This window comes from Hydrogenophaga pseudoflava, from assembly GCF_004353865.1.
Taxonomy (GTDB): domain Bacteria; phylum Pseudomonadota; class Gammaproteobacteria; order Burkholderiales; family Burkholderiaceae_C; genus Hydrogenophaga; species Hydrogenophaga pseudoflava.
In genome coordinates this window covers 2,578,872-2,604,151 of sequence record NZ_CP037867.1, presented here as the reverse complement: position 1 = coordinate 2,604,151, position 25,280 = coordinate 2,578,872, and the positions used below count along the sequence as shown (strand labels likewise).

The window sequence follows — 25,280 nt, the reverse complement described above, 5'->3', positions numbered from 1 at the left end:
GGCTCGGTCATGCGCGCCGATGAAAATGCGTGATCGCGCGGCCCAGCAGCACGGTCATTGCAATGGGCGAAGCGGCCAGCATGGCTGGATGCAACTGGACAGGCAGCACGAATGCGACCACCGTCGCGCAGCCGGTGATGATCAGAAGTGAGCACCACACGGCGAACATCTCCGGATCGTGCAGCAAAAACTCCTTCGACCGAACAATGCGCAGCAAGAAGCCGTCAGTGCTGGCGGCCAGCACCAGGGGGATCAGCCAAGGCAGCCATTCCAGCAAACCGGACAGGCGATAGCTCGCGAGCATCAGCAGCGCATCGACCGAGCGAAAGTAGGCGTTGTTGAACAGGCGCTGATTGACTGATCTCATCTCGGAGGCGACCGCTTGGTTGGTGCCGTGGCTCTTGGGCATGTCCCTCAGCGCCGGAAGAGGACTGGCTTCGGCGGCATTGGACTGCAGGCGTATGGCGCGATCGAGCATCCGGTAGGCGGGTTCCGCTCCCCAGAATTCAACAGCCACCTGGTGCTCGCTGCGCATTTGCTCCAGGAAGCGCTCGGGCGGATGCACGGCAGGCACGTACAGCACCAGTATGAGCAGCAGAACGAGGGAGATGACGGCGACGGCCCGGATCATGCGGCCGCTCCCCGTGGCTGTGCGTCCGCATCCGGATTGATGATCGGAAAGCGGCCCTTGATGATGCGGCCGCCCGATACCGACGCGAAGTACTGCAGGTTCGGCAGCTTGCCCAGAATATCCGCCGGCACCACCTCCTCGAAGCTCTCGGTGAGCTGGGTCGAATAGCTCGACGAGAAGTCCCCGATATGCGTGTCGGCCCCGTGGCTCAGGCCCACGCGTACCGTGTGGATCGCCGTCTTGCCAAAGGTCTCGACCACGAAGTCCTGCGTGGGCCGATCCTTGGTGCGCAGCGCGATCAGGTTGTTCAGGTTGCCCAGCGCCATGCGGGCGGCATCCTCGCTGCCCAGGCGCCGCGCCAGGTCGGCCAGGGTCTGCATGGCGCAGGTCGCGAAGATGCCGCCCTCGGCGCCCTTGTTCAGAATCTCGATCAGCGGCTGGTTGATGACGTTGCTGACCTCGTCCACGAACAGCGAGATGCGCCGGTAGGTGCCAAGGTTGTAGCGCATGCCGGCCCGGGCGGCCTGGTCGGCCAGGGCCAGGGCACCGATGGCTGATGCGACCGACGGATCGGGCAGCGAATCCAGGCACATGTAGAGCACATGGTCGCCGCGTTCGATCTTCTCGAAGTTCATGATCGGGCGCGGATCGTCGGCATCGAAGGGATCGGGCGACAAGCTGCGGCCCAAGTCGCCCGAGGTCAGCATCGAGAGGATCGGCAACAGATTCGCCGTGATCTTCTGGTAGTGCTCCCGGTTGTGTCGGAACGTGCGCACCTGGGCATCGAGCACCTTGTTGCGCTGGTTCTGCGCGACGTGGTGCTCGTAGTAGGCGACGAAGCCCATCAGGTCGGCGCTCGCCGCCTCGGAGGGCCTGCGCATGTTCCCCCGGTGCGCATCGTGCAGCAGCTTGCGCATCTCGGGCTGGTCGCGCCAGCTATGGCCCAGCAACTGCTCGTAGAAGCGTCGCAGCGAGGCTTCCAGCACCGGCTCGATGCCGCCCTCGATGTACTTCGTGAGCTTGATGAGATTCGGCCGCTCCTCCAGTTCGACCAGGCCCTGCACCACCACGTTGACGGCGTCCCAGCCGAAGGCCGTGAACGCACCGGCCGTGTCGGGCGGCATGATGGACTGGATGCGCGATGCGATCTCGGTGGGCTTCTGCCAGTTGAACGTGAAGTCCAGGCGGACGCCGCGCTCCGGAAAGGCGGGGTGGAACTCCATGAAGGTGTCCGCCTCGCGGTAGTCCTCGCAGGCCCGCTCGACGACCCGTTTGAGGCGGCGGCTGTTCTTGGGGTCGATCACGATCACGACGTCGCCGCGGCGCACGGCCTGGGTGATCAGGTTGGCCAGCGCCACGCCCTTGCCCGACTGCGTGGTGCCGACCAGGAGCGTGCCGCCCTCGAAGTTCTGCAACGGCCGGCGCAGCGCATGTTCGGTCGGCTCTACCCCGTGGATGTAGGGCAGGCCGATCTCGGCATCGGGCTGTGCGGTGCCACCTTGCCCCATGGCATGCTGCAGCCACTCGGGCACTTTGAACTCGCGGTAGTCCACCTTGGAGAGTTCGTAGAGGCGCTGCGCATGCACGGGCCTCCACTCGAAGCCGAAGCCCAGGAACACCTGGGCCGGATCGGTGCACAGTCGCCCCAGCTCCTGCGCGCTCAGCACCTGGATGCGGCGCCCGCCGAGGGATCCGCGCAGCCGCAGTATCCGTACCGCCTGGGCCATTCGTCGGCACGCCATCAGCAGGCAGGCGGCAGCCAGTCCGAGTGAAGGAAGGACAGGCAATGGGCCGGCAAGCGCAATGGTTGCGAAGTAGAGCGAGGCGGCCAGCCACACCAGCCCCGAATGGGCCTCGAAGGCGCGGCGCCAGGGCATTTCGTAACTGCGCACCAGCATGTCAGCGGCCTCGCTGCTGTGCGGCGGTAGTGTCGGAAGGGGTGACCGCGTCTCCTTCGGCAGCGAGGCCGAAGGCCGCAGGATCCAGGCCTTCGACGTGCGCGGACGCCAGGATCACGCCTACCACGGTGGTGCCGCCGATCTGGCGCGAAACCGTTGGCGGGCCGTCTGGGTGCAGGCGCCGGATCATCCGCGTATCGTCCAGCGCGCGGATCGCGATGCTGGGCTGTATGCCGCGCTGTTCGAAATCAGCCAGCGGCACAAAGACGCCCTCGGCCACCGTGGAGATATCCGACGCAGAGGCACCGTCATTGAGGGTCGCCACGATTTCGGCCAGGGCTTTGCGCACGGCAGGGTTCAGGCGCATAGGGGCTTGCAGGCATATGGCGGTTGGCTCCGCCCTCGAAGGGACTGAAGCCGGTGCTTCAACCACGGCAGCGGCTTCTTGCGGCGCAGTTTCGGGCGCATCGGTATTGCCGGTGGCATCCAGCAGCGACAGCTGTTCTGTTGGTGCGGCTGCCGCGGATACGTCGGGTGGGGGCGTGGTTGGAGGTGACGACACGCTCGTCATGGCTGCGGGCGAATCTCCAGCGACTGCGGGCTTCGCGTTGGCAGCCTGAGCAGGTGGCTTCGTTGGTGGTGAAGGCGCAGCGAGGAGGTTTGCTGTCAGGGCGGTGGGCTGTGGCTCAAGGCCCGCCAGCAAGATAGACGGATTGGCGAGCTTCACCGCTTCGATCGACGTCTTCGTTCCCGGCGGCTGGATGTCCCAGGTTTCGCGGCCGACGCCGGCCGCCACGAATACCTTCGCCTCTAGCAGCAACTCCAGCAGGGTATGGGGCGATTTCGGGATACCGACCAATTGGTCGCTTTCCAGCAGCGACAACGCATCCTCCGCAGCCCCCGGCCAGACCAGGAACAACCCCTCCGGCCCCAGCCAGACACGGCTCTTGTCGCGGTTCGGCGTCCACGTGGAATGGCCGGCGGCGAGGCGTCGTAGCGCGTCCACGAGATAGCGCTCAAGGTGAGAGCCATACTGGGGCTTGCCGTAACGGTCGGCGCTTGCCAGCAGGTTACGGTCGATGACCAGTGCCATCGACCGGCGCACGAGTTCGTCCAGAACGTTGTGCTCGCGGTACTGGGGGAGACCCGCGATGCTGGCCAACAGCTGCGGCACCACCAGGGAATTGCCATCTCCCAGCATTTGCAGCACTTCTGCCGGGACGACGTGGGCCAGGGCGAACAGGCCCACGCCCCGGGACTCTCGCGCATTGGCGCGCCAGCGCACGAAGTAGCGATCGGCTGCTCGCTGCTCCAGCCACGGCGCCAGACCTCCCAGGAATGCCGGCCACTCCTCGCCGTCCGCAGTGGTCACGATGAGGTGGGTCAGCGTCCGGTGCAGTTCGCAGCACAGTCCGCCTATGAAGGTCGCGATGCGCCAGCGCGGCTCCAGTTCACGGCGCTCGGAGATCGTCGCACGGCCGGAGAAGATGTGTGCGTCCGTGCCCTGCAGGCTGAAGAATGCCGTCTCCAGCCCGAGCTGCAGCAGACCGCCGGGCGTGTGGAAATAGTTGTCGGCGGTGGCGGGAAGCAAGTGCACGAAACGCGCATAGCCCTGAACCAATGGCATCAGCTCGCGCTCGAAGGTGGCGCGATCCGCGCCGAAGCACAGCTTGATCCGGCCCAGAAGCGCCTGGTGTCCCGCGATGACCGCGGCCAAGGGCAGTGCTTCGAAGCCGGGATCCGAGGATGCGAACGGTTGTACGCCGGTGGTGGACGATGAGGTGCCGGGAGCCATCGAAGAATCTCCATGCCCGCGCGGGGCCATGAAGATTCATTGTTCAGGAAGGGCTAGGTTTCGGCTGGCGGCAATGAAGACGAATTGGAGGGGGTTTCGCCATTGGCATCCGTGACCGCGCCAAGCACGGGCATCAGGTGTGCGATCAACTCCTCTGAAGCCGTTGGCGGTTCGGCGAAGGATGCGGTGAGGCGCGGATCGCGGGCGTGCCGATCGAGCAACTGGCAGAAAGGGCAGGGTCGTGCGGATGTGTCGGCGCCTGCGAATGTGTCCAGGAACTCGCTGTCACAGCGGGAACACGATGCCAGGCGGAAGTTGGGGGCCTTGGCGATCCACAAGCCCTCGGTATGCGCCGCGAGATCGAATGCCCGGTCAAAGCTGATGCGAGGCGGGGGCCGGTACATCGACTGGTAATAGCGGTACGCGCCAACCAGAGCTTCAGGCGCCGGAAAACCCAGATGGCGCATGCGCCGGAAGTTGGCGATGACGATGGACGCCTCGATCCGCTGCACGAGGTTCGCGCGGTGGTACCACTCGCGGGAATTCGGGGCCCTGCCACAGGGCGGCATGGTATGCGAATTGAACAGCAGGTGCAGCAACTCGCGCGGTCGCAGCCCAGTGAGATGGTGGATCGTCCGGATGCGTGCGCCCAATGCCGCGCAATCGCGGGCCAGTTGCAGCGCCCGCATGCGCTGGCTGATCTTGGTGCCCGGCATCTATCGGGACACCTGAATCTGCATGGGCGGCGCTGGGCGGGGCGGACGCGCGGCGGCCAAGGTGCCCGCAAGCGCCGGCGGCGAGTCGATCAGCGCGACAAGATCGGCCCGCGGAACGAACAGGGAGGTCTGGCCGACCGCATGCACCAGGCTCCAGACCCCGGCAGGTGTCAGGGTGCGCAGGCGTTCGGCCTGGGCCGCATGCAGGTTGAATTTGCGGCAGGTCTCCACCATGTCGCGCTCCGTGCCGACGAGGATGGCATAGAGGAATTGAAGGTTGGTGGATTGCACATCGGATAGAAGCAGGTGGCACATGATCGTTCCTCGATGCCCCTCTGGAGGGGAGTGTCAACAATGTTTCACGGGTACTCGATTCGGGGATGAGGTGGTGGTAAGGTCATAGTCAGCATATGCTGTCGACCATGAACTGGTGCGCATCAATTGCTGCTTTCTCGAGGGCTGGCTGAATTCGCCACCGTAAAGAGCAGGGGTTGGCGGTCGTTTCCGAAGTCGGCCACATCCGGTAACAAAAGTAGCGGTAAAACACGCGCTTTTGTTTTTTTCGGCGGGAGGTCATGTGACTGCCAAGACAACGTCGTCGAGCCGCGTGGTGCCACGCTTGCCAGTGGATCGGCGTGGAAGGCTGGAGGACAGCCGTGCAGTGAGCCGCGCAGGGCGTTCCTTTGCAGCATCTCTTGATGGGGATCTCGACCTGATTCCTGGTGTGCGTGACCGCCTGCAGGCCAGGCTGGTCGCCATGGGCATTCCCGCCGACAAGACGGTTTCGCATGTGGCCGGGATCACGCAGCGCGCGGCCCAGAGCGTGCGTCGATGGTTCGATGCCAGCGAGCCTGGTTTGCCGGATCTGGAATCGTTCGCCCGGCTGTGCGCGGGCCTGGGCTGCAGTGCGGACGAGATCATCGGCGCGCTGCGACCACTCGCTGACGATGAGGCCCACTGCGCCCAGCTCATCGAGGTGGCCAACTGCATCCAGGCCATCACCGATTCTCTGGCCCACCATGGCCAACTGGGCATTCCAATGCAGGTGCCTGGGGACGAAATGGCTCCCCATCTGAAGGCGGGTGATCTGGTCTTCGTCGATTCAGCCGTGACGCAACTGGCTGGCAACGGAATCTATGCGTTCAACTGCAACGGCAGTCTGTACATCCGGCGGGTGGAACGGCGCATGGACCGGAGCATCGTGCTCAAGTGCGACAACAAGGCCTACCAGGACTACGAGTGGACAGGGACAACAGCGGCCGCAAGGCGCCGCGTGAAAATCCTGGGCAAGGTGCGCAGCGCGATCAGCGTGAAGGTGTTCTCCTGACGCCGGCATGCACAGGCGCGTGAAAACGGGCGGAAGGGGGCATCCCCTCCCGCCACGGTTTCGTCTATGGGCCGCGCACGCGGTTCATGCCGCTTCGGCGAGCGGCTTCCATTCGGCGGCCGTCAGCTCGATGAGCTTGCCGCCCAATGCCTCGAACTCGGTCGCCCGGTCGTAGTCCTCGACCTCCTGGCTGAAGTGGGTCACCGCGTTGACCAGGCCATAGCCCGACAGATCGCCTCCTGCAACCAGGTGGCGCAGCACGCCCGAGCGTTCGGTATCGTTCAGCGTGTAACGCTGGGCCAGCACTTCCACGCTTTGCACCGGATCGCCAGTCAGTTTGATGCCCATGGTCTTTTGCATCTTCACCGCCGCTTGCCGGAACGTCACGTCCGATACGGCGGCTTGCACGACGTCGCGCACCTTCAGGAAGAAGGCCTTGTCGTCGGCCTGCAAGGTATCGTCTTGGTAGACCGTCACACCTTCATCCTCCTGGGCGAGCGCGCGGCCGACGTGGGTTTTGCGCAGCGCCCGGTCGGCGACGATCAGGCCATTGCGGCACACCAGGCGGAACAGCAGCGGCTGCACCGACAGCGTCCCCTGGCCAACCTCGGAGTTCGAGATGGCGATCCCGGCCTGCACGATGTCGCCGGGCGCCATCTCGAATTTGAGCTGCGGCGTGACGCACTTGAGGTACATCCGCGTCTCGGTCAGCTCTACAGACTCGAATCTGAGCTCGGGCAGACCCTGCAGGATGGGCAGGACATGCTCGGCCAGGTCGTAGTTGTCCAGACGGCGATAGCGGTCGGACAGCACAGCGCGCACGCGGCCATCGAGCGTGCGCAGCAGACGGCGGTCGCCTTCGCTTTGCAGCCAGGTGTTCACATTGCGGTCCAGCAGCACGGGCTGGTTCTCGCGCATGCGCTCGAAATAGGCATACGGGATGCTCAGTTTGTCGGCAAGCTGGCGCCGGGCCAGCGGCGTGACGCCGTAGCTCGCGGGCCCACCGGCCTCTTCGATGACGAGGGTGGTGCCGCCGTCCTCGCTGGTGCTGTGGCGCACCAGCGGCGAGGGCACCACCAGATCCTTCTTGGTATCAAGCTGGCGCTGCAGTTCATGGGCCAGGCTGACCAGGGTACGTCCGCTTCTCATGAGAATCTCCTTTTGGGGAACAGAAAAAGCGGGGACGGCAGAGCCCCGACGGGGATACATCCCCGCATGGGCTGATGAAGGACCGGTGCAAACCGATCCACGATGCGCAATCGAATTGCGCGAAAAACTCCAAGGCTGCCTTCGCCGCACGATGGGTGTCGTGAACGGCCTGGTCTGGCAGCGACCAGAGGGAGAAACCTTTTCGGTACAGGCGCAGAGCGAACACCTCGAACCTGCACTGAAAGGGCCCGGGAGTGAGCGAACCCACCCCCGAAACCAACATCACGCGGCGCGCAGCACCGAGGATTCCTGGCGCTGCAGCCACACGTCAGCCCAATCGGTTCCTGCCAGCTTGGGCAGGAACACCTGGACCGTTCTCGGGCCGCTTTGTGCCTCCTCGCGCTTCACCCGGCGCGCCAGCGCGTAGGCGCTGGCCTGTCCCGTGAAATCGCCGTCGGCATCGTTGTCGCCGTAGATGCACAGGCGCTTGACGGTCTCCGGAATCCAGAGCTTTTCGAGATTGCCGGCGCTCAGGGCGCTCCACACGGGCTTGCCTGTGGCCAGGAAGACCGCAATCGCTGTCTCTATGCCTTCGCACACGGCAAGTTCCTCCGTCGCCTCGGCCAGTTGGACCGCTGCCCCGACGAAACCACTGCAGAGCACCTTCTTCGCATCGGGTGCATCCAGCTTGCGGCCTGCGTTCAGGTAGGTCCGGTGCAGCGTCACCGCGCTCTGGGCATCCCGCACGCTGGCCAGCATGGCCGGGTATTCGGCCACCTTGCGGGCCTTGGCCGCGCCTTCCTTCTGGTAGTAGCCCAGGGCCGGGTGAAACCGCAGCGAGTCGGGGTACTGGCTCAAGGCCAGTCCGCGGCCGCGCAGGTAGCGGTCCACCTCGTCGCCCAGCGCCACCGGACGGGCTTCATTCCAGATGCGCTGCACCAGCTTCTTCATGCGGTCCGGCGCGGCTTCGCCAGCAGGTGCCGCAGGAGGCAGCACGCCGACCAGCTTCTCGACGGCACACAGCGCGGTGTGGAAGTCCATGCCCCTGCAGGCCTGCAGCAGCTTGAAGCCGCCGCCCGGTCCGCACTTGCGGCAGTGGTAGTTCCCTTCGCCGAACTTGTCGGTGTACTGGAAACGGTCCACGCCATCCTTGCAGACGGGGCAGGGCATGGGCTTGCGCTTGAGCATGCGCTCGTCCAGGCCCAGGGCTCCCAAGATCTCCGTCCAACGGCCGTGAGCGTGCCGCTTCACGTCCTCCACACGGGCAGCGTATTCAGCGTTCTGCATGGCCGTTTCCGCTGGATGCGAGCGCCTCTTCTGCGCAGACCAACTCCACCGAGCATCCCGGCATGGTGCCGACGCCGACCGTGACTTCGAAGCGCCGGCCGTGCAGCAGCGCGTACTTGCCGAGACCGAGCTCGGATAGCAGCGAGCTGAGTGTGGCGACCGGGTCGGTCGACCGCAGCCTGCGGATCAGGTCGGCCAGCGCCGTGCAATCGGCCTCGGCTTCGTCTTCGCGGTACTGATCGTTTCCATCGACGTAGTCGGACAACTGCCGTATGGCTTCACCCGAGACTTCGTTGGCGGGCATCAGGAGGTTGCCGTCGTGGCATACCCCGTCATCCGCGAGTATGGCCTCGTGTCCACCGATGCGGATATGGACCGATTCGCAGAGGACGACCTGTGGCCAGACCCAGCGGCCCTCCAACGTGATGCGCGCGGTTTCACCTTGCGGTTCGACCACGGCCTTTTCCAAGTCCGGGTAATGGACATGCGGATGGAGCCAGTGGCCACTGTGCAGGCGGTAAGCTTCTGCGAGCAGCCACTGCTTTTGCCGGGCCAGCATCCAGTGCGCGGCGTTTTCTTCGCTGACCGCGCCGATCGACACCAGCGTGACCTGACCGGACTCGATGTCCGCGCGGGTGGGTGCCGCAGCGGTAGGCTCAAGATAGTCCTGCTCTCCATAGTGGGTCTGGATGGGGTAGCCCGAGATGCGCTGGAACAGCGCGGCGGGCAGCTCGTCCATGTCATTGAGCAGATCCTGATGCTGCCACTGGAGCATCGCGTCGAAGTAGGTTGCGACGAAGTCCTGTGGCCCGAGCTGGGTCTTCGCCACCTCGAGGATGCTGCGCCAGGACTGCTTGACCTGGGCATCGATCCGCTTGAGCTGCTGATCGGCGTCGATCAATTGCTCCCGATCGGGGAGTCTGGCCATGAACTGCTGCGGGTCGAGGTGAACGACATTCACGGCGCCGTCCTGGAAGTAGGGAGGCCGATGAACGCAAAAGCCCTGAAGGAACACCAGCGTGGCATAGGTGGCCTTGCCGTCGCGGTTGCCGCTGACATGGACCGCGCCAATCGGCGTGGGGCTCAGTGCGATGTTGTCTTCGGCATAGCGGCGCGCCATCGGAGTGCCGTTGAACACCACGTCGACCGGGAAGCCCTCGCACAGTGTCTCCATCTGCTTCGCGAGATCGATGATCTCGACGCCATGCAGTTCGATGGCCGTGCCGTTCACGGCGCGCCGCGTGGTGGTGACGTCGAAGGACTCTCTCCGCAGCGCGGCGGCGGTATCAATGTCCACTTGCTGGCGGCCAGACACCACCACGATGCGCGATGATGCATAGAGGCACTTCGTGAAGCCGACGCCGAAGGGATGCTCCCGGTCGGCGAGGCCCTCGTCCCAGCCGGATTCGTGAAAGCTCAGCAGCTTCTGGAAATCCCCCACGCCCTGGCCATCATCGACGACGCGCAGCACCTGTTCCTCAGGGAGGTGCTCAACGCTGATGTGGCGCGCGCCGGCGCGGCGGGCGTTCTGCAGCAGTTCGGTGACCAGTGTGAACCGGTCCGTGAAGGCATAGCGCTGGTTGCGCAGTGCGCCTTCCTCGTTGAAGCGGATCTGGATCTTCATGGTGATCTCCTGAAAGGCCAGCGCCTGCCCGCACAGCGGGCGAGCCCGCTGGCGGGGTGAAAGAAATCAGGCGGTGGCGCCGGATGCGGCCGAGGCGCGCGGCACCGGTGCCGTGAACAACTGGCCGCAGGCGAGGGCCTGCGCCAAGCTGTGCTGAGCAAACTCCCAGGGCAGCAGGTGCTGGCAATTCAGCACATCGCCGCTCTCGTCGAGGCGCTCGACCTTGAATCCGAGCGGATGCAAGTGCACCCGATAGGACAGGCGGTCGGCTCCAGCGATGACGAAGCTTCTGCCGGCCTGGCCGGTGAGCACTTCGCTCTCCTTCACCAGGTACTCGATGTCGCCCAGGGCCTGGACCGTGAGCAGGGCGGCCGGGTGGCTTGGTGTGCGTGCGATGTGGTTCATTTTTCGATCCCTTCGTGATCCTCCGGCCGGCAGGCCGGTGGGATGTGGGGTTCAGCCCGGGCCAGGCGCGTAGGCGCTGGCTCGAACTGCGGCGTGGCGCAGGACGGCGGATCGTCCTGGCGCATGGCTTCTTCCATGGCGACGGCATCCTGGTAGTCCAGGTGGCCGGCCAGGCCGTAGGCGAAGAAGATCGCCAGCAGGCAAAGAACGTCCTTCATGGCGGACTCCTTTCGGACGGGGTTGATGGGCAGTCAGGCGAAGAGGTCGCCCTCGCTGGCGAAGCGCCTGACTTCTTCGTTGATCCACTGCGGGTTGCGGGCCAGACGCGCTTCCACCCAGTCGGGGTGGTCCACGATGGCCTCGCGTACCCAACTGGGGTAGCGCTTCAGGGTCTGCTGCAGCCAGTGGGGGATGGCGAGACGGATGAAGTCGCGCACTTCCTCGACATCGACCAGGCCGCAGTACGGCAGGGGCGACAGCGGGCTGCAGCCCACCACGCGCAGGCAGGACACGAAGCTGAAGGGCCGGAGGTCCTTGTCGCGCTCGGTGAAGACCCAGCGCAAGGTGTCGAACTTTTCTTCCAGCGGTGTTTCGGGATCGGCCAGGCGGCCGATTTCCTTGAGCAGCCGCCAGTGCAGCAGCACGACGTCTTCCTCGCTCCATTCGATGGGAGAGCCTTGGTCCGCATCCAGCGCAGCCAAGGCCGCTGCTGCCGGGGGCGGCGAAGCATCGGTTTGAAGCCTGTCGAGCAAGACGTGGAAGAAAGGCCGCTGTGGCTCGGGGTAGACGGAGGAAGCAGCTCGGAACTCGGGTGCGACGCTGGGGTGCAGCATGATTGGCTCCTTGGAGAAAAGCAGGAGCCAACGCACCGATCAAGGGGCGATGAGCCCCAAGGGGTGGATGGGTGGACGGATCCGCGAGACGGATCGGAGATTCCTGGGCTGGCTTGGGTCACGGCGGGATGCGCCATGGGGCCGGTGTGCCAGCGACCGGCGGGGGAAGCTTTCGGCGCCAGGCCGAGGGCATGGTCACCCTCGGGGCCGGCCTCGAAAGCCGCCGGCGGGAAGGGCTGCGTAGAGACAGCGATCCCGCGCGTCGCGCTCAGACCGTGTCGATGGAAACTCCAGGGCTTGCCAGGGGAGCAGGGCCAGCTACTGCATGCTTCGCACAGTAGAGGGCCGCTCCTTGCGCGTCAATGCCTGAGGCGCAAGCAATGCGCGCCAATGCCGAAAGCAGCCTGACTTCGTGGCCGTTTCGCGTGGCGACCCGTGGCTGCATTGCCGATCATTGATCCGGGCAGTGCTGCCTCAGGAGAACTCGATCATGGCCGACATTGATTTCGTCAAGCACGACCAAGGTGGCGTCAACGCCCGCATCCTCGCGAAGGAAACCAAGGCCGACTTCCGCCGCGTCGAAGCGGCTTCATTGAAGATCAAGGCGAGCTTTGCCAGTGCCGAGGGCAAGCGCCTGTTCATCCGCTACTTCAACACCTTCCAGTTGGGCATTCACTTCATCTCGGTGATCTCGCGCACCCGGCTGAACCACGACGACGTCAGCAAGGTCGAAGCGCTGATCCGGTCGCAGATGGACAAGGTGGCCGAGGATCTCAACAAGGCGATCGACGGTGCCGAGGCGCTGTTCCATGCGAATGGCATCACCAGCACCGCGACCTACGACACCGTCCCTTTGGATCTGGAGGTGGGTGTCCTCTCATCGAGCAGCCGCCGGTATCTGGAAATCCTGGGAAAGCTCGATCAGTTGATGCCGCTGCTGCAGACGCTCGAGATCCACGAAATCATCACCCAGCAGGCTGTCGATGTCGAAAGGGCGGCGCTCAAGCGCAAGGTGCGTGACGTGGCGAACGGGGCGCGCAATCTGGCGACCCGATTGCGGCGGGAGATGAATGCGCTCGACGCGCGCCGCCCGGCGGGCGATGCTGGAAGCGCAGGTGATGCGGAGAGCGCCCAAACCGGCGAAGCTCCGCGAGCCGACGATGCCGCAGCCAGCCTCATATTGGAGGCCGATGCAGGGCAGGGCGTGGCCGGGGCCGACGACATCGCACCATCCCCGTTCCCGGAAGCCGACACCGTCTCGGTGGATCCGGCGTAACTCAGGGCGTCTCCACGGACAACCGGCTGCGAACAGGGCCGCTTTCCAGCACCTTGTCGAATCCGACCGGTACGTCATGGGCCTGCGAGGGTAAAGTGATGCACAGGGGTTGAGGTTGCACCTTCGCCCCGCAGTCCACTTGGCAAGCCAAGTGCGTCGCAGTCGTCACCTGCCTTCAGGCCGGGTTCCTGCTCGGCCTCATGTATTGAACACTGTCCCCGTTGCTTTGCGCTGCGCGGCCGGCAGGTGTTCGTGATCTGATGATTAAACCCCCTATACACCCCCAATTGCCCTGTGCCTGAATGGAACGCCTGCACAGAGGTAGGAGTCTTGCGTTCCTCGGCAGCGAAAGCCCTTCAAGACCGACTTCGCTGCGACAGAGCTGGTCATGCCCCTGCATCTTTGGCATTCGCCAAGACAAGGAATGATCATGCAAGTGACCTCGACCACCTCTCCCGCTGTGCCCGCCGGACTTCAGGCGCAGCGGCCCACACTGCCCGAGACGGGATTCGTTCGCCAAAAGCTGCTGCTGAGTTTCGTCCCGTTTTCCAAGTCCACGCTTTGGCGACGCGTCAACGACGGCGTATTTCCCGCCCCGATACGCCTATCGGTTGGGATCACGGCATGGCGCGCAGAGGATGTTCGGCGCTGGATTGAGGAGCAGAATTGAACGGCTGGCGTGCTCCGGCTGCAGAGGGTGCATGGGCAGCCGGAGCTTCAGGTGAAGGTCAGAGGAGCTGGCCCGATGTTTTGGCCGGCAACGGCGGCATCGGATGGGCGGTATGCCAATGCCAAGCGCCTGACTTCCCGCCGGCGGCAATCGCTTTTTCCTTGAGGGCCCAATCCTTGGGACTCATGAATTCGCTGGTCAGATGCAAGGGGATGGGCGTGGTGCCGCAGTCCAGCAGCAGACCATTGGGGAAGGCCGCCGCCGCTTTGGCGTCATAGCGCAACGGTTTGAGAAAGCGCCGTCTTTGCGCGATCAAGGCATCGATGAGGGGGAGTTCGTGGACGCCTTCCACGGGAATCCACTGCTCGCTGACCAGCATCAGACTGGCAGCGTCGATCTCGTAGGTGAACTCCCGCCGGGCGTGGATCAGCGCCGCCATGACGAGCCGGACGGGGTGGCCGGTGTCTGCGTCGCGAGCTTCCAGCAGGGTCGCATAGGTGCGCGACAGGCGATCCCACGCGCGTGAATCCATCAGCAGCGGAGCATCCGGCATATGGCGGATCCAGATGCGGCAGCCGTTGTCACCGCGCTCGCAGGTCTTGAACTCTCCGAGTACCAGCGCCAGCGGCGTCTGGCGGTCATGGGGTTGTAGCAGCGCCAGCTTGGCGCGCCGGCGTTGTGCGATGTCGGCCTTCGCGGATTCGCTGAAGGGCTCGGGGACGTAGAGCCTTTCGGCCAGGGACTTGCCCTTGACCTCGATCTCTGCGGCGGCCTCGAGGAGGTACTTGCACAGCACTCCCTGATTGCGCTTCCCGGACATCGCCGGTGTCCAGCGGTTGAAGCCCGCTCGCTCGAACAGGAAGTGCGTGACGGCTCGGAGGGTCATGCGTCTGCGTGGCACCGAAACCTCTCCCGGCTCGTCCGGCTCGCCGCGTGCCACGGCGCGTCCATGCACACGCATCCACGGGAAGTCGACGCGAAGCTCGACATGACCTGGATGGGTTTCGAGCACGGCGTCGCCCACCAGGTCGCCCAGCCCCGAATAGGCGTTGTCGGGCTCATACGAGGGGCACAAGGGGTGGTGGCACTTGCCGGTGTCCGGCATCCTTTTCACGAGGTAGTGGCGGTGCCGCGCCACGTACATCTCGATCCCGTCGGGCATGCACAGGCAGCGCGGCCGTTCCGCCGTGTCATGAATCCGGGCGAGTGCCTCCTGCAGGCCCAGATCGGTGATCTCCCAGACCTGGCCACGGATGGAGAATCGTTGCTCATCCGGGGACGGAACGGCTGTGGTCCCGCTCATTGCCGCTACACCAGGTCGGTGGTCAGGGTGTCCAGCGATAGCAGAGGGCGGGGGAATTGGTCCCGCACCGCGCTGCGGTCGGCAATGCCCAGCAGCAGCCCTACCTGGGATTCGTCCGCGCCTCTCGCATAGAGGCGGTCGGCCACAGTATGGCGCACCGTGAGCGCGGTCACCTGCTTGAGTTCGGCGTAGCGGAAAAGCTTGCGGTAGGTTTCCTGGACGGCTCGGCACCGGAACCGCTTCTGGCCATTCGACCCATAGGGCTTGATCTCGAAGCCTTGGCCATTGGCGGACAGAAAGAGCCGGCTGGCCGGATCGAGACCTCGGTATTCTCCATCGGCACCCATTCCCTGCCGGGCGGCAATGCGTTCCGCCAGATAGGCATTCAAGGCTTCCTCGAGCCGCGTGCTGCAGAAGAAAAGCGGGCGCTCCTTCCGGGTGATGGCGACCTCAGGTCGGACAGACGAGATTCGGCGCACCGTGCCGTCGGCATGGAGGTAGTCGCGAACTTCGAGGCGAGCGATCTCCAGCGGCCGGGCGCCCGTGGCGAGCAGGATGTAGTAGAGAGCCAGATCCTCGTGAGGCTGCTGACTGCGCCCTCGAATGCGCACGGCACCTGAGCTGATTTCCTCATCGGTGAGAACGCGGATAGGCCGTGCATGGGCAGGTGGCTCAGTGCCCAGTCTGTCCAATGCCTCGCGAATGGCGTCGCGATGCAGCCGGAGACGACGAACGAAGGCCGCTCCCTCGGCATTCAGCCCCTCGATGCCTGCGGTGGACGCGACATGGATGGCGACGGCCTTGATGCGCCTCTCGACAGCCGTGCGCGTGATGCCATGCCGGGATGCGACGGCGTCATAGGTGCCGCCGTCCAGAACGCCACGCAACATTGCGATCGCGAGCGTCCAGGAACTTTGCGGTGTTCCCTCTTCGGGTTCGATGGGTTCCTCCATTTGCACGCTATCGCTCCTTGTTGCTCCAGCTTGGTCATGGCTACATGCTGAACAAATGCCAGTCTGCGCGCCAGCCGAAATCGAGGCGAAATGCACGGGGTTTCGGCATCAGCCAAGTGTGCGCCTTGTCCGTCAACGCTGCGTCCTGGGCAATCTTGAAGATTCAACTCGGGAATGTTGACACCGTCGGCTCTCGAGCACGCGATCGCTTGCGGGCCGGCACCAGGGGTTGATGGCGGCCACATGCGCGAGAGCATGAACCATCGGAATTCCCCGATGTTCATGAAGGAGCACTCCATGGCACAAGCCATTATCACGGTGCAGGGCGGATCGGACTCCTTGCCGACCTTGCTGGGCCAGGCCCCCGCGCGCATCCCTACCGGCGGCAAGATCCGCCCCGGCATCATGGTGCTCACGCGCAAGGCGGCCGAGCAGCCCGAGGCCAAGGCCATCTACACCCAGGGCGTGGCCGAAGGGCGATCCTTCGAGGCGATCGAGAAGGCGCTGGCGCAGGCGCTGCCCCAGCTCAAGTCCCCGCTGGTTCCGCGCAACGTACCGTGGTTCACGGTGCGCGGGGCGGACTTCCCCAATCCGGAAATCGCCCGCGAGATTCTCGACACCTACGGCGAGGATCGGGGGCAGGGCCATCGCCTGTACCGCTTCCCGGTCGTTTTCCCATCCGACCACTGGCAGACGGTGATGCCACATGAGCTGGCGGCCTGGAGCACCCATGAAAAGCGGTTCTGGTCGCAGTATTCGCCCGATGGGCTGGTGCGCCACTGCATGCACCATGCACCGGTGCCTGTGGATCACACCGGGCGCCGCACAATCCGCATCTTCGGCGGGCGCAAGACCATGCAACGGGAGGAGAACGGCGGCATCTGCAACCCGGAGTCCTGCCCTGAATACCAGGCCCACCAGTGCAATCTCACGGGCCGCTTCCTGTTCTTCATTCCCGGCATCCGTTCGATCAGCGCCTTGGAGCTGCCCACCACGAGCTTCTACGCGATGAGCGCCGCCATCCAGCGCTTCCAGGCCATCGCCCAGATGCGCGGCGGGCGCATTTCCGGCTTTTTGGGACGGGACCGCACGACCTTCTTCCTGACCAAGGTGCTCAAGGAGGTGCCGCGCATCGATGAACAGGGACGGGCGGTGCGCGTGCCCCAGTGGATCATCGAGCTCGAGGCCCCCGTGGACGTGACGGCGCTCCTGCGCGACCACGAAGACGAGGAGGCGATCGTCCAGCAAGCCCGTCTGGCGACCCAGATCCTGGACGGTGCTGCAGCGGGCGGGCAAGGTCTTGGCGAGGTGCAGGCACCAGTCGAGGCGTACGACGCCGACGGTTCGGAGAAGGCGGAGCCGTCCCCGGGACGCCCGACGTTGGAGCAGGTGCTGGCGCGCGTGCGCGGCATCGGCCTGCCGGTGGAGCGCTACCAGGCCTATGCGGATCGCCGATGGGGCCGTGGCTGGCGGGTCAACCCGCATGGCAGGGGCCGGGCCTGGGATGAACTCGAGCGCTACCGCAACGATCCGCGGGGCTATGCCGACAAGATCGACGTCGAGCTGCGCGCGTCGGCGTGAAGGAGACGACCATGCGCATTGCCCATTTTTCCGACCTGCACTACGGCAGCCGGACGTTGGTCGAGGCGGACCGCTGCTTCGGTGCGGCCATCGACCGCGCAGCGGCGCTCGGCGTCGCCGCCGCCGTCATCTCTGGCGATGCCACCGACCATGCGCTCGACCTGCACGCCCCGGCGGCCCGGCGGCTGGTGGCGCAGGTGCGGCGGCTCGCCGATCACTGTCCCGTGCTACTGCTGCAGGGCACTTACTCCCACGAGCCGCCAGGCACGCTCGGAATCTTCCGGGCGCTGGGCGGCCGCCATCCCATCCATGTGGCCGAAGGCATCGGGCAGGCGGTGCTGACGCGCGGGCGGGGCTGGCGGCGCTCTCCTGACTGGCGCTTCGAGGTGCTGCCGAGCGATGCCGTCGCCTTGTTTTCCTGCCTGCCGACGGTTAACAAGGCCGAGTTGGCGGCTGCGGTCGGGGCGGTGGATGCCGCCGAAGCCGTTGGCGAGCACCTGGAGCGCCTGCTGGCCGGCTGGGCACCCACCCACCGGCTGGCGCGCGAGCGAGGATTGCCCACCATCGGCGTTTCGCACGGGACGGTGTTCGGCTGCGTGAGCGAGCATGGCGTGCCGATGGCGGGCTTCGACCATGAGTTCACCACCGGCGCGCTCTTCGCATCCGAGGCCCAGGCCTTCATGCTGGGCCACATCCACCGGCACCAGGCCTGGAGCCGGCAGGGTGATCGAGGAGAGCAGCTCATCGCCTATCCCGGGTCGATCGGTCGCTTCCACTACGGCGAGGAGGGCGAGAAAGGATTTCTGGTCTGGGAAGTCGGCGCCGACGATGCGCGCTGCACGCTGGAAGCCACGCTGGCGCGCCGCACCATCGATATCGTCTTCGAAGGGCGCCCGGACCTGGACGTGCTGCGAGACGCAATCGCGCGCCAGGACGTGACGGGCGCCAGCGTGCGCGTGCGCTGGACGGTCGCGGACGAGGACCGCGGCGCGGTCGACCGCGAGGCGATCCAGCGCATGCTGGCAGGCGCGGCCGAGGCCAAGCTGGAGGGGCGCATCGTTCCTGTGGTGCGCACGCGCGCGGCCGGCATCTCCCAACTGCCACGCCTGGAAGACAAACTGCGCGCCTGGGCGAAGGTGGCAGACGTTCGCCCCGAACCCCTACTGGCCTGCATGGCCGCGCTGGACCACGAGCAGCCCGAGGTCATCGCGGCAAGGCTGATCGGAAGCAATACGGACTCAACCCCGTCGACGCACCATGTGCTACCGGAACGGTTGAGTGAGCCGGTCTGAGGATCCGGATCCGCTGTCTCAACCCAGGGTGGTTGTGCACGATGCTGGTGGTGACACAGAGGCCGGGTATGCGCTGATTGGGGGCGGTCGTGTCGGGAGTCAGTGAAACGAGGGCAGGGCGGACCATGCCGGCCGGTAGAACCGCTCCATCATGTCCGTCGCCCATTCGCTCTTGCCCTGCAGCCTGGCGATGTGGGTGAGCGCCAGCCCGAGACGATGGATGAGCGGCGGACAGTCGCTCGCGGCCGCGGCCTGGACCCAGGCGTCTCGGTCGACGCCTTGAATGTCGTGAAGCAGGAGCTCCGACATCGCCCACACGACGGGCTCCGCAATGCCGTTCCTGAAACACGACATCTCAGCCCCATCGATCTCGTGCGAATGGAACCCTTCGAGATTCCGACTGGGCCGCCGCAATACCATGGGGCAAGTTCCCAACTCCAGGAGCAAGGTCGCGGCCACGTTGGAAAGTTCTTCCTCGTTGTCGACGAAGGCCAGACGAAACTCCCGCATCTGCGACAGGATCAGCCAGCCGTCCATACTGGTCGTGGTGGTGAGATCCTCGTCGTCGACTTCCACTTGTACCGGTGCCCCATTCTTCGCGCGTGAACGCAGGGTCAGCGTGCCGTTGTCACCCACCTCGATGTCGACGAGGCCGTGGTCTGGCATGAGCGTGACCATGCGTGCACCAGCTCCCAACTGCTGTCGGCTTGACGGCTGTTTCAGGAGGCCATTGATCAGTACCAGGTAGCCAGCGCTGCCCAGATCGTGGATGGCCCTGGAGATGGCACGTGCACCAATGGCGTCACCCAATGGCATTCGAGCGCACGTCTGGATGATCCACTTCGCGGCGTCATCCGCGCTTTTCGACACGCGCCGGGGGAGCAGCGCGGCCAGCCGAGCCGCCACCTCGAATCCGAAGAGTTCAGGAACCCGGACCACATATACCGTGTCGCCGGAGAACGCCTTTCCCCGGCGAATGAGACCGGCGCGGGTCAGGTCTCGAATGGCATCCCGTTCGATGTGCTCCTTCACCACCTCCTGCCGGATGGAGAACAGGTACATGGCGGCGAGCACATCCCCATGGTGACGATGCGTGTTCAGATCCTCAAGGTACGCCACTGCAAGTCGCCTGAAGTCATCGCGCAACTCACCGAGACTGTCGAATCTCTCGTCGGCAACCTCGAACATTTCCGCGCCGAGCAGAGGCGGCAACATGACGACCTTCTCGGGTGGGTTGCCGTGCATGCCGCTCGCGACCGCTGCGCGCAGGACCCATGGTGCCCGAAGCTCCGGCGCATATTGGGCACCATCGACGAGGCCGCCACCCAGCGCCCACAACTCGCGCTTGGCAACTTCGAACTCGTCGTCATCGTAGTTGCCGAACTTCACCAGCCCGCTGTGGCGGCCCAATCTCGTGCGTTCCCTGCCGTTGGGCTTGAGCGTCAGCCCGTCGACGTCGTTCTCGTCGACCGCCACGACGATGCGCATGCGCTCGCCGAAGGTGGTCAGCATCTCGTCCAGTTCGCTGGCCATGGCCGGGTTGGCCGTTGGCAGGGAGTCGAGGCACAGGATGAGCGTGCGCTGGCTTTGGCTGGCGAGTTGGCGCAGCCAGACCCTGGATTCGTCCGGGGTCGCTGGCCAACCGAACTGCATGGCGAGCACATTTGCAAGCCGCCGGAACAGTCCCTCGCTGCAGGAGCCTCCCTCGATGAACAGGATGTTCCATGGTTCGTCGTGGCTCTTCAGTGCGAGCTCCCGCAATACTGAACTCTTGCCGGATAGCGGAGGGCCGGCAAGGAGAAGGACCTTGTGGGGTCCCGACCGCAGGGCGGTTCTGAGATCCCTCGTGGCCTGGCGTGGCACAAGGAATCGGTCGACGAAGCGCTCGCCAGAGTTCCAGTCCCCTGTCAGTTCCTCCAACTCGCCAGACGTGATGGCCGCGACCGCACTTTGTCCCAGATCGGTCCCGAGCAGCTTGCTGACGGCGCTTGTGACACCTGACTGCGCGGCGGTTGCCGCAGCTTCGATCCGGCGCGCGAGTTCCACTTCGTCAACAGTCGCTCCCGACAACCGTTTCATGTCGTGCGTCTGGTAGATCCTGGTGTCCGTGCCGTTGGTGATCACCACGATAGGGGCTTGGGCCAGCAGGGCGTAGGAGCGACCCTGCGCCTCGTCATCGGCGGTGAGGGCAAGCCCTTCCCGTTTCAGTTCCAGAACGGCCACTGCCACGTCTCCCCTGTAGACGATGATGTCTGCATGGCCCTCGACGTAGTTGGCCGCGCCAGCCTCGAGGACGGTGCGCCCGACCCGCAGCTTGAATCGAGACTGGTGTCTGAGTTGGGTGACACCCGGGAAGACGCGCTCCAGCGTGGCGTCAATGCGTGCTTCAAATTCGGCTTCGGGGGGCTGGGTCGTTGTGATGGTCATGACGTGGGCATTGAGGCAAGGGGTGCCGGGGGCAGACCGGTCAGCGCAGCGTGTCCAACAGCGTGGCCGCCACCTTCTCAAAGTCCCCGAATGCCTGCTCGAATGCGGGTGTGCCGCCGCCATAGACCAGGGGCAGCAGGTTGCCGGTGAACTCCGCCTGGATCTTCGTATCCGCACGGGCTTGCCGCAGCGCGCCGCTCAGCACCTGGTGGGGTGCCGCGGCAAAGTCCGAGAACTGGACGCCAAACTCCTTCTGGTCGCCTGCGACCAGCGCGGGGAATGCCCGCTGGGCGTCGGCCAGCACGTCGGGCTGGCGCTGGAGAATGCTGTGCACGTCGTACAGGTGCCGGACCAGGGCCGTGTCCCAGGCTTGGCGCATCAGCCCGGCGCGGTGCTGGGCGTAGCGGCGCAGGAACGAGAGGACTTTTTCCGCGACTGTCTCGGCCACGGCGACCACCAGCGCCTCGAAGGCTGGATCGCTGCGGCCGGCGAGCTGGTCGGTCAGCGTGGTGATACGGCAGACCTGCGGAGGCAGAACCGGGGTGCGTGCCGTCAATTCGATCTGCAGGTGAGGACGCAGCCCGGCGGCGGAGCCATAGTGCCGCGCGTAGCTCCATTCGCTACAGAAGTACCGGTTCTCGTTGAAGGCCAGCCCCTTGGCTGGGTCCTCGACCAGACCGATGCCGGTCAGGGTTTCGGTCACCAGCGCTTTCAGCGAGGAAAGCCTGCGGCGGATTTCGGCGCGGGATGCTTGACCGGCATCCGGGATCACCACCTTCAGATCCGCGTCCTCGGACATGCGTTCGATCAGCCCATAGGCCTTGGACAGGCTGGTGCCGCCACAGAACACCAACTGCATGCCTTCGGGTTGCAAGGCGAACAGGGCCCGCAACGCATCGGTCAGGTGCTCGTCCTTTTCCAGCAGGCCCGCCGTGATCCCGCCAGGTGCCGCTTCCGCGACGAGCGCCTCGATCAGTTCCCGCCGCTCGGGCGCCAGTACCCTCATGCGTGTTCGTACTGGATCGCTTTGCCGTTGAAGCCGAGCTTGCGGGCGATACGGCGCCGTCCGACGTTGAAGATGATGCCCGCGGGCACCTGGGTGCTGCGCCCGGCGTTGTACTCCTGGGTCAGGCGGCTGGCCATGACGGTCACCCCCAGCTTGTTCAGCGCCTCCGGGGCCAGAACCTCCAGCGGCCGTACCGGAATGGGCTTGCCAGTCAGCACACTTGGCTTGGCCTTGGCGTAGACGCCCAGGCCCAGGCGCACCAGCGTGCCGTCCATCAGCAACTCGCGCAGGGCACGGCCCACCTGCGCAGCACTGCCGAACTGATCGAACTCGCTGCGCAGGAGCACGTCGTCGCTGCGGTTGGCGACAGAGCGTTTGATGCGGTTGAGTGTGTTCATGGCAGCGGAGCAGTGGATCCTTGGAGGGCCATTTTACCTCTCTTGCAGGTTTCCGTAAGTTGCTGTCTACAAAAGGGATTTTTTATCTTGACTCGCTCATCCGTTGGAGCATCCGTTCGATGAGCGGCAGAGAAAGCCATCGGCACCTCCAAGCCCTTGATCTCCCCCGGCCTCGCGGGAAACTGGGATGCACCAATTCCATGGAGATCATCGCCATGCAACTTCTTTCCCTGACCCTCAAGGGCTTTCGCGGAATCCGCGACGGCCTGGGGCTGGATGTCCTGACCCTGGACTTCGAGGCCCTGTGCGATGGGGCCGAGCTGGTCGCCATCGTCGGCGCCAATGGGCGCGGCAAGACCACGGTGCTCGACAACATGCATCCCTACCTCACCATGCCTTCGCGCTCGGCAGCGGCAGGTGCGGGCGGCTTCAGCTACTACGACCACGTCTTCCTCCCGGAGAGCGAGAAGGATCTGGTCTGGGCCTTGGAGGGGCGCAGCTACCGTTCCCAGATCGTGATCCGGCTCAATGGCCGACGCCGGACGGAAGCCTTCCTGTTTGTTCTCTCCGATACGGGAGCATGGCGCCCGGTGATTCTGGAGGACGGCGCGGTATCGGACGGCAAGGTGGACACCTATACGCGCTGCGTAGAACACCTGTGCGGCAGCGCCGATACCTTTTTCACCTCGGTCTTCGGTGCCCAGGGCAAGCGCCAGCTCAGCGACTACCGCAACGCGGAAATCAAAACGCTGCTGGCCGACCTGCTGGGCCAGGAGCACATCCGCGAACTGGGCCGCAAGGCTGGCGATACGGCCAAGTTCCTGAAGGCGGGGCTGGTAGCTGTGCGACAGGAAACGCTCGGCATGGACGCCGAGGCCAGCCGGCTGGAGGCAGCATGGGAGGAAATTGCGGATGCGCCTGCCCTGGCTGGGCGAGCCCAGGATGCCGTGACAGCCGCAGCCGCCCAACTGGAAGTCGCTCGGCATGCCTGCGCCAAGGTCACCGCGCAGAGTGACCATACCCGTGAGGCCGATGCCCGGCGGGCCCAACTGCTGGCGGAGCGGGAAGCAGCGCAGACCGCTGCTCGTAGCGCGATGCAGGAGCTGGCGGATCGGGAGAGCGGGGAGGGCCTGCGGCTGGAACGCCTGACCCGCCGGGCGGCTCAGCGGCAGGCCCAGGCCGGCCTGCGCAGGGAGCGTCTGAAGGGAGTGCAGGCGCAGTGCAATGCCTTGCTGGCCAGCGAGCCTCTGGTGCGGCGCGCGATTCGGCGCCTGCCGCTGGCCGAACACCTTCTGACGCAGCGCGCGGAGCGCGTTCGTCTGGCGAGGATTCAGTTGGCAGACCGGGAGCAGGGCCGCGGCCAGTTGCGGATGCTGGCGCAGCGAGTGCAGGGCATCGAGCGCGAAGCGGGGCAGGCGGCCCTGCAGGCGCAGGCACTGCGGCGCCGTTTCGGCCTGACCGCCGAGGTGCCCTGCAGCGGCATGCCGTTGCAGGGGCGCTGCCAGTTGCTGGCCGACGCCCGCGAAGCCCAGGCGCTGATTCCCAGTGCTGACGCGGTGCTGCAGCGGCTGGCCGACGAGAAGGCCGGGGTCGAGCGTGAGGGCCGGGCCGTCAAGGCACGCGTCTTGGCCATGAATTCCGTTGGGGCCCAGTTGGAGCTGTCAGAGCGGAACCTGGAGCGTGCACGGGATCGGGCATCCACGTTGGCGCTGCTTGCAGCGAAGGCCGACGACATGGAGGTTGCCCGGCAGCGTCTTGCCGACGCGCGGGATGAGCTGACAGGCCTCGGTGTGGCCGGCGGCGAGGACGGTTCGGCCGAAGCCCGCGCAGAGCGGGAGGAGCTGGAAGCCATCACGGCGGCGATGCAAGCCATCGGCACACAGCGGCAACAGAAGTCGGCCGGACTGCAGCAAGCGCTGGCCCGACTGGATGGAGTGCTGGCAACGCTGCCCGAGCCCTTCGACCACAAACTTCTGTCCGCAGCGAATATGGCCCTGGATCACGCCGTCACCGTGCACGAGGCCGCGCAGCGCGCCCATGTACAAGCCCTCCAACAGGTGCAGAGCTTGGCCGCACTGCGCCAGCAGCGGGAGGCATTGTCGGAACGCCAGGCGGCGGCCCGTCGGCGCAGCCAGCGTATCGAGAATGCCATCGGCGACTGGGCCCTGCTGGCACGCTGCATGAGCAATGACGGCCTGATCGCCCTGGCGATCGACGACGCGGGGCCGGCCTTGTCGGGTCTGGCGAACGACCTGCTGCTGGCTTGCTACGGCCCGCGCTTTACGGTATCCATCCTTACGCAGGCGGAGACGGCCAAGGGGGAGAAGCGGGAGGATTTCGACATCGTGGTGCACGACGCCGAATCGGGGGAAAGCAAGAGCGTGCGGCTGATGAGCGGAGGGGAGAGGGTCTGGATCAACGAATGCCTGGTGCGGGCCGTCGCGCTGTACCTGGCGCAGACCAGCGAGCGGCGCTATGAAACGCTGTTCTCGGACGAGGCCGATGGCGCGCTCGATCCTGAACGCAAGCGCATGTTCGGAGCAATGAAGCGGGAGGTGTTGCGGCTCGGAGGCTACCGGCGCGAGTTCTTCGTCTCGCAGACGCCCGAGTTGGCGGGCATGGCAGATGCAGTGATTGACCTGGAGGCGCTGCGGATGGACGCCGGTGCCGTTCCCGTCGAGTGATGGCGATGAAGATGGGCCAGTCCCC

General features: G+C 65.3%; 22 protein-coding genes. 6 read left to right on the top strand and 16 right to left on the bottom strand.

The genetic code is table 11. The annotated features are described in order from the left end of the window. Positions 1-7 precede the first annotated feature (7 nt). Genes HPF_RS12530 through HPF_RS12510 form a run of 5 tightly spaced genes read right to left on the bottom strand, consistent with a single transcriptional unit; the run spans position 8 to position 5,355 of the window. Entirely contained in the window at positions 8-631 is a 624-nt protein-coding gene (locus HPF_RS12530) for an IncC plasmid conjugative DNA transfer DtrJ family protein (RefSeq protein WP_060983781.1), read from the bottom strand. After that, positions 628-2,529, bottom strand: coding sequence for a conjugative transfer system coupling protein TraD (gene traD / locus HPF_RS12525; protein WP_060983780.1), 1,902 nt, complete (start codon positions 2,527-2,529; stop codon positions 628-630). The genes HPF_RS12530 and traD overlap by 4 nt, the downstream gene beginning before the upstream one ends. A 1-nt stretch (position 2,530) precedes the next feature. Further along, positions 2,531-4,324 carry a MobH family relaxase gene (gene mobH, locus HPF_RS12520; RefSeq protein ID WP_060983779.1) on the bottom strand — a complete coding sequence of 598 codons (1,794 nt, stop codon included), beginning with the start codon at positions 4,322-4,324 and terminating at the stop codon, positions 2,531-2,533. 53 nt (positions 4,325-4,377) lie between these two features. Beyond that, a complete protein-coding gene (locus HPF_RS12515; protein ID WP_133156800.1) occupies positions 4,378-5,040 on the bottom strand; it encodes a FlhC family transcriptional regulator in 663 nt (220 codons plus the stop codon). After that, positions 5,041-5,355 (bottom strand): hypothetical protein, encoded by a 315-nt coding sequence (locus tag HPF_RS12510; RefSeq protein WP_060983777.1) that lies wholly within the window; start codon positions 5,353-5,355, stop codon positions 5,041-5,043. A gap of 262 nt (positions 5,356-5,617) precedes the next feature. On the opposite strand from HPF_RS12510, the gene HPF_RS12505 reads away from it, so the two are divergent. Beyond that, positions 5,618-6,367 (top strand): S24 family peptidase, encoded by a 750-nt coding sequence (locus tag HPF_RS12505; protein WP_243721571.1) that lies wholly within the window; start codon positions 5,618-5,620, stop codon positions 6,365-6,367. Positions 6,368-6,451: 84 nt separating this feature from the next. Here the strand turns inward: HPF_RS12505 and HPF_RS12500 are convergent, their stop codons facing one another. The 6 genes from HPF_RS12500 to HPF_RS12475 all read right to left on the bottom strand — a co-directional run bounded on the left by HPF_RS12500 (position 6,452) and on the right by HPF_RS12475 (position 11,665). Beyond that, on the bottom strand, positions 6,452-7,516 hold the full coding sequence (locus HPF_RS12500) for a DUF932 domain-containing protein (protein ID WP_060983776.1): 1,065 nt from the start codon (positions 7,514-7,516) through the stop codon (positions 6,452-6,454). Positions 7,517-7,798: 282 nt separating this feature from the next. Continuing rightward, the gene (locus HPF_RS12495; RefSeq protein ID WP_133156799.1) at positions 7,799-8,803 is read right to left on the bottom strand and encodes a DUF7146 domain-containing protein; all 1,005 of its coding nucleotides are present in this window, start codon (positions 8,801-8,803) and stop codon (positions 7,799-7,801) included. Then, positions 8,790-10,427: an ATP-binding protein gene (locus HPF_RS12490; RefSeq protein WP_133156798.1), complete on the bottom strand. Its 1,638-nt coding sequence runs from the start codon at positions 10,425-10,427 to the stop codon at positions 8,790-8,792. Before HPF_RS12490 ends, HPF_RS12495 begins: the two co-directional genes overlap by 14 nt. Before the next feature lie 66 nt (positions 10,428-10,493). Next, entirely contained in the window at positions 10,494-10,832 is a 339-nt protein-coding gene (locus tag HPF_RS12485; protein ID WP_133156797.1) for a hypothetical protein, read from the bottom strand. Next, positions 10,829-11,050, bottom strand: coding sequence for a hypothetical protein (locus HPF_RS12480; protein WP_133156796.1), 222 nt, complete (start codon positions 11,048-11,050; stop codon positions 10,829-10,831). The genes HPF_RS12485 and HPF_RS12480 overlap by 4 nt, the downstream gene beginning before the upstream one ends. A 33-nt stretch (positions 11,051-11,083) precedes the next feature. Further along, positions 11,084-11,665: a hypothetical protein gene (locus HPF_RS12475; RefSeq protein WP_133156795.1), complete on the bottom strand. Its 582-nt coding sequence runs from the start codon at positions 11,663-11,665 to the stop codon at positions 11,084-11,086. Between the two features lie 490 nt (positions 11,666-12,155). Here HPF_RS12475 and HPF_RS12470 point away from each other — a divergent pair, with 490 nt between their 5' ends. Both HPF_RS12470 and HPF_RS12465 read left to right on the top strand, forming a co-directional pair. Next, complete coding sequence (locus HPF_RS12470) at positions 12,156-12,941, top strand: AcaB family transcriptional regulator (RefSeq protein ID WP_133156794.1); 786 nt, start codon at positions 12,156-12,158, stop codon at positions 12,939-12,941. Positions 12,942-13,371: 430 nt separating this feature from the next. Further along, on the top strand, positions 13,372-13,611 hold the full coding sequence (locus tag HPF_RS12465; protein WP_133156793.1) for a helix-turn-helix transcriptional regulator: 240 nt from the start codon (positions 13,372-13,374) through the stop codon (positions 13,609-13,611). A gap of 58 nt (positions 13,612-13,669) precedes the next feature. Here HPF_RS12465 and HPF_RS12460 read toward each other — a convergent pair whose 3' ends face one another. Together HPF_RS12460 and HPF_RS12455 are read right to left on the bottom strand one after the other, a co-directional pair. Further along, a complete protein-coding gene (locus tag HPF_RS12460) occupies positions 13,670-14,914 on the bottom strand; it encodes a DUF1173 domain-containing protein (protein WP_133156792.1) in 1,245 nt (414 codons plus the stop codon). A gap of 5 nt (positions 14,915-14,919) precedes the next feature. Further along, entirely contained in the window at positions 14,920-15,867 is a 948-nt protein-coding gene (locus HPF_RS12455) for a site-specific integrase (RefSeq protein ID WP_243721570.1), read from the bottom strand. Positions 15,868-16,164: 297 nt separating this feature from the next. Between HPF_RS12455 and HPF_RS12450 the strand changes: the two genes are divergently transcribed. Together HPF_RS12450 and HPF_RS12445 are read left to right on the top strand one after the other, a co-directional pair. Beyond that, positions 16,165-17,448, top strand: a complete 1,284-nt coding sequence (locus tag HPF_RS12450; RefSeq protein ID WP_133156791.1) for a recombination directionality factor — start codon at positions 16,165-16,167, stop codon at positions 17,446-17,448. A gap of 11 nt (positions 17,449-17,459) precedes the next feature. After that, entirely contained in the window at positions 17,460-18,740 is a 1,281-nt protein-coding gene (locus HPF_RS12445) for a metallophosphoesterase family protein (protein ID WP_133156790.1), read from the top strand. Positions 18,741-18,839: 99 nt separating this feature from the next. Here the strand turns inward: HPF_RS12445 and HPF_RS12440 are convergent, their stop codons facing one another. Genes HPF_RS12440 through HPF_RS12430 form a run of 3 tightly spaced genes read right to left on the bottom strand, consistent with a single transcriptional unit; the run spans position 18,840 to position 22,571 of the window. Then, the gene (locus tag HPF_RS12440; RefSeq protein ID WP_165961699.1) at positions 18,840-21,167 is read right to left on the bottom strand and encodes a type I restriction enzyme HsdR N-terminal domain-containing protein; all 2,328 of its coding nucleotides are present in this window, start codon (positions 21,165-21,167) and stop codon (positions 18,840-18,842) included. A 40-nt stretch (positions 21,168-21,207) separates the two neighbouring features. Beyond that, positions 21,208-22,173 carry a nucleotidyl transferase AbiEii/AbiGii toxin family protein gene (locus HPF_RS12435; protein ID WP_133156788.1) on the bottom strand — a complete coding sequence of 322 codons (966 nt, stop codon included), beginning with the start codon at positions 22,171-22,173 and terminating at the stop codon, positions 21,208-21,210. Then, positions 22,170-22,571, bottom strand: a complete 402-nt coding sequence (locus HPF_RS12430; protein ID WP_066788243.1) for a DUF6088 family protein — start codon at positions 22,569-22,571, stop codon at positions 22,170-22,172. Before HPF_RS12430 ends, HPF_RS12435 begins: the two co-directional genes overlap by 4 nt. Before the next feature lie 200 nt (positions 22,572-22,771). Here HPF_RS12430 and HPF_RS12425 point away from each other — a divergent pair, with 200 nt between their 5' ends. Next, the gene (locus HPF_RS12425; protein WP_243721569.1) at positions 22,772-25,255 is read left to right on the top strand and encodes a DNA repair protein; all 2,484 of its coding nucleotides are present in this window, start codon (positions 22,772-22,774) and stop codon (positions 25,253-25,255) included. Positions 25,256-25,280 lie beyond the last annotated feature (25 nt).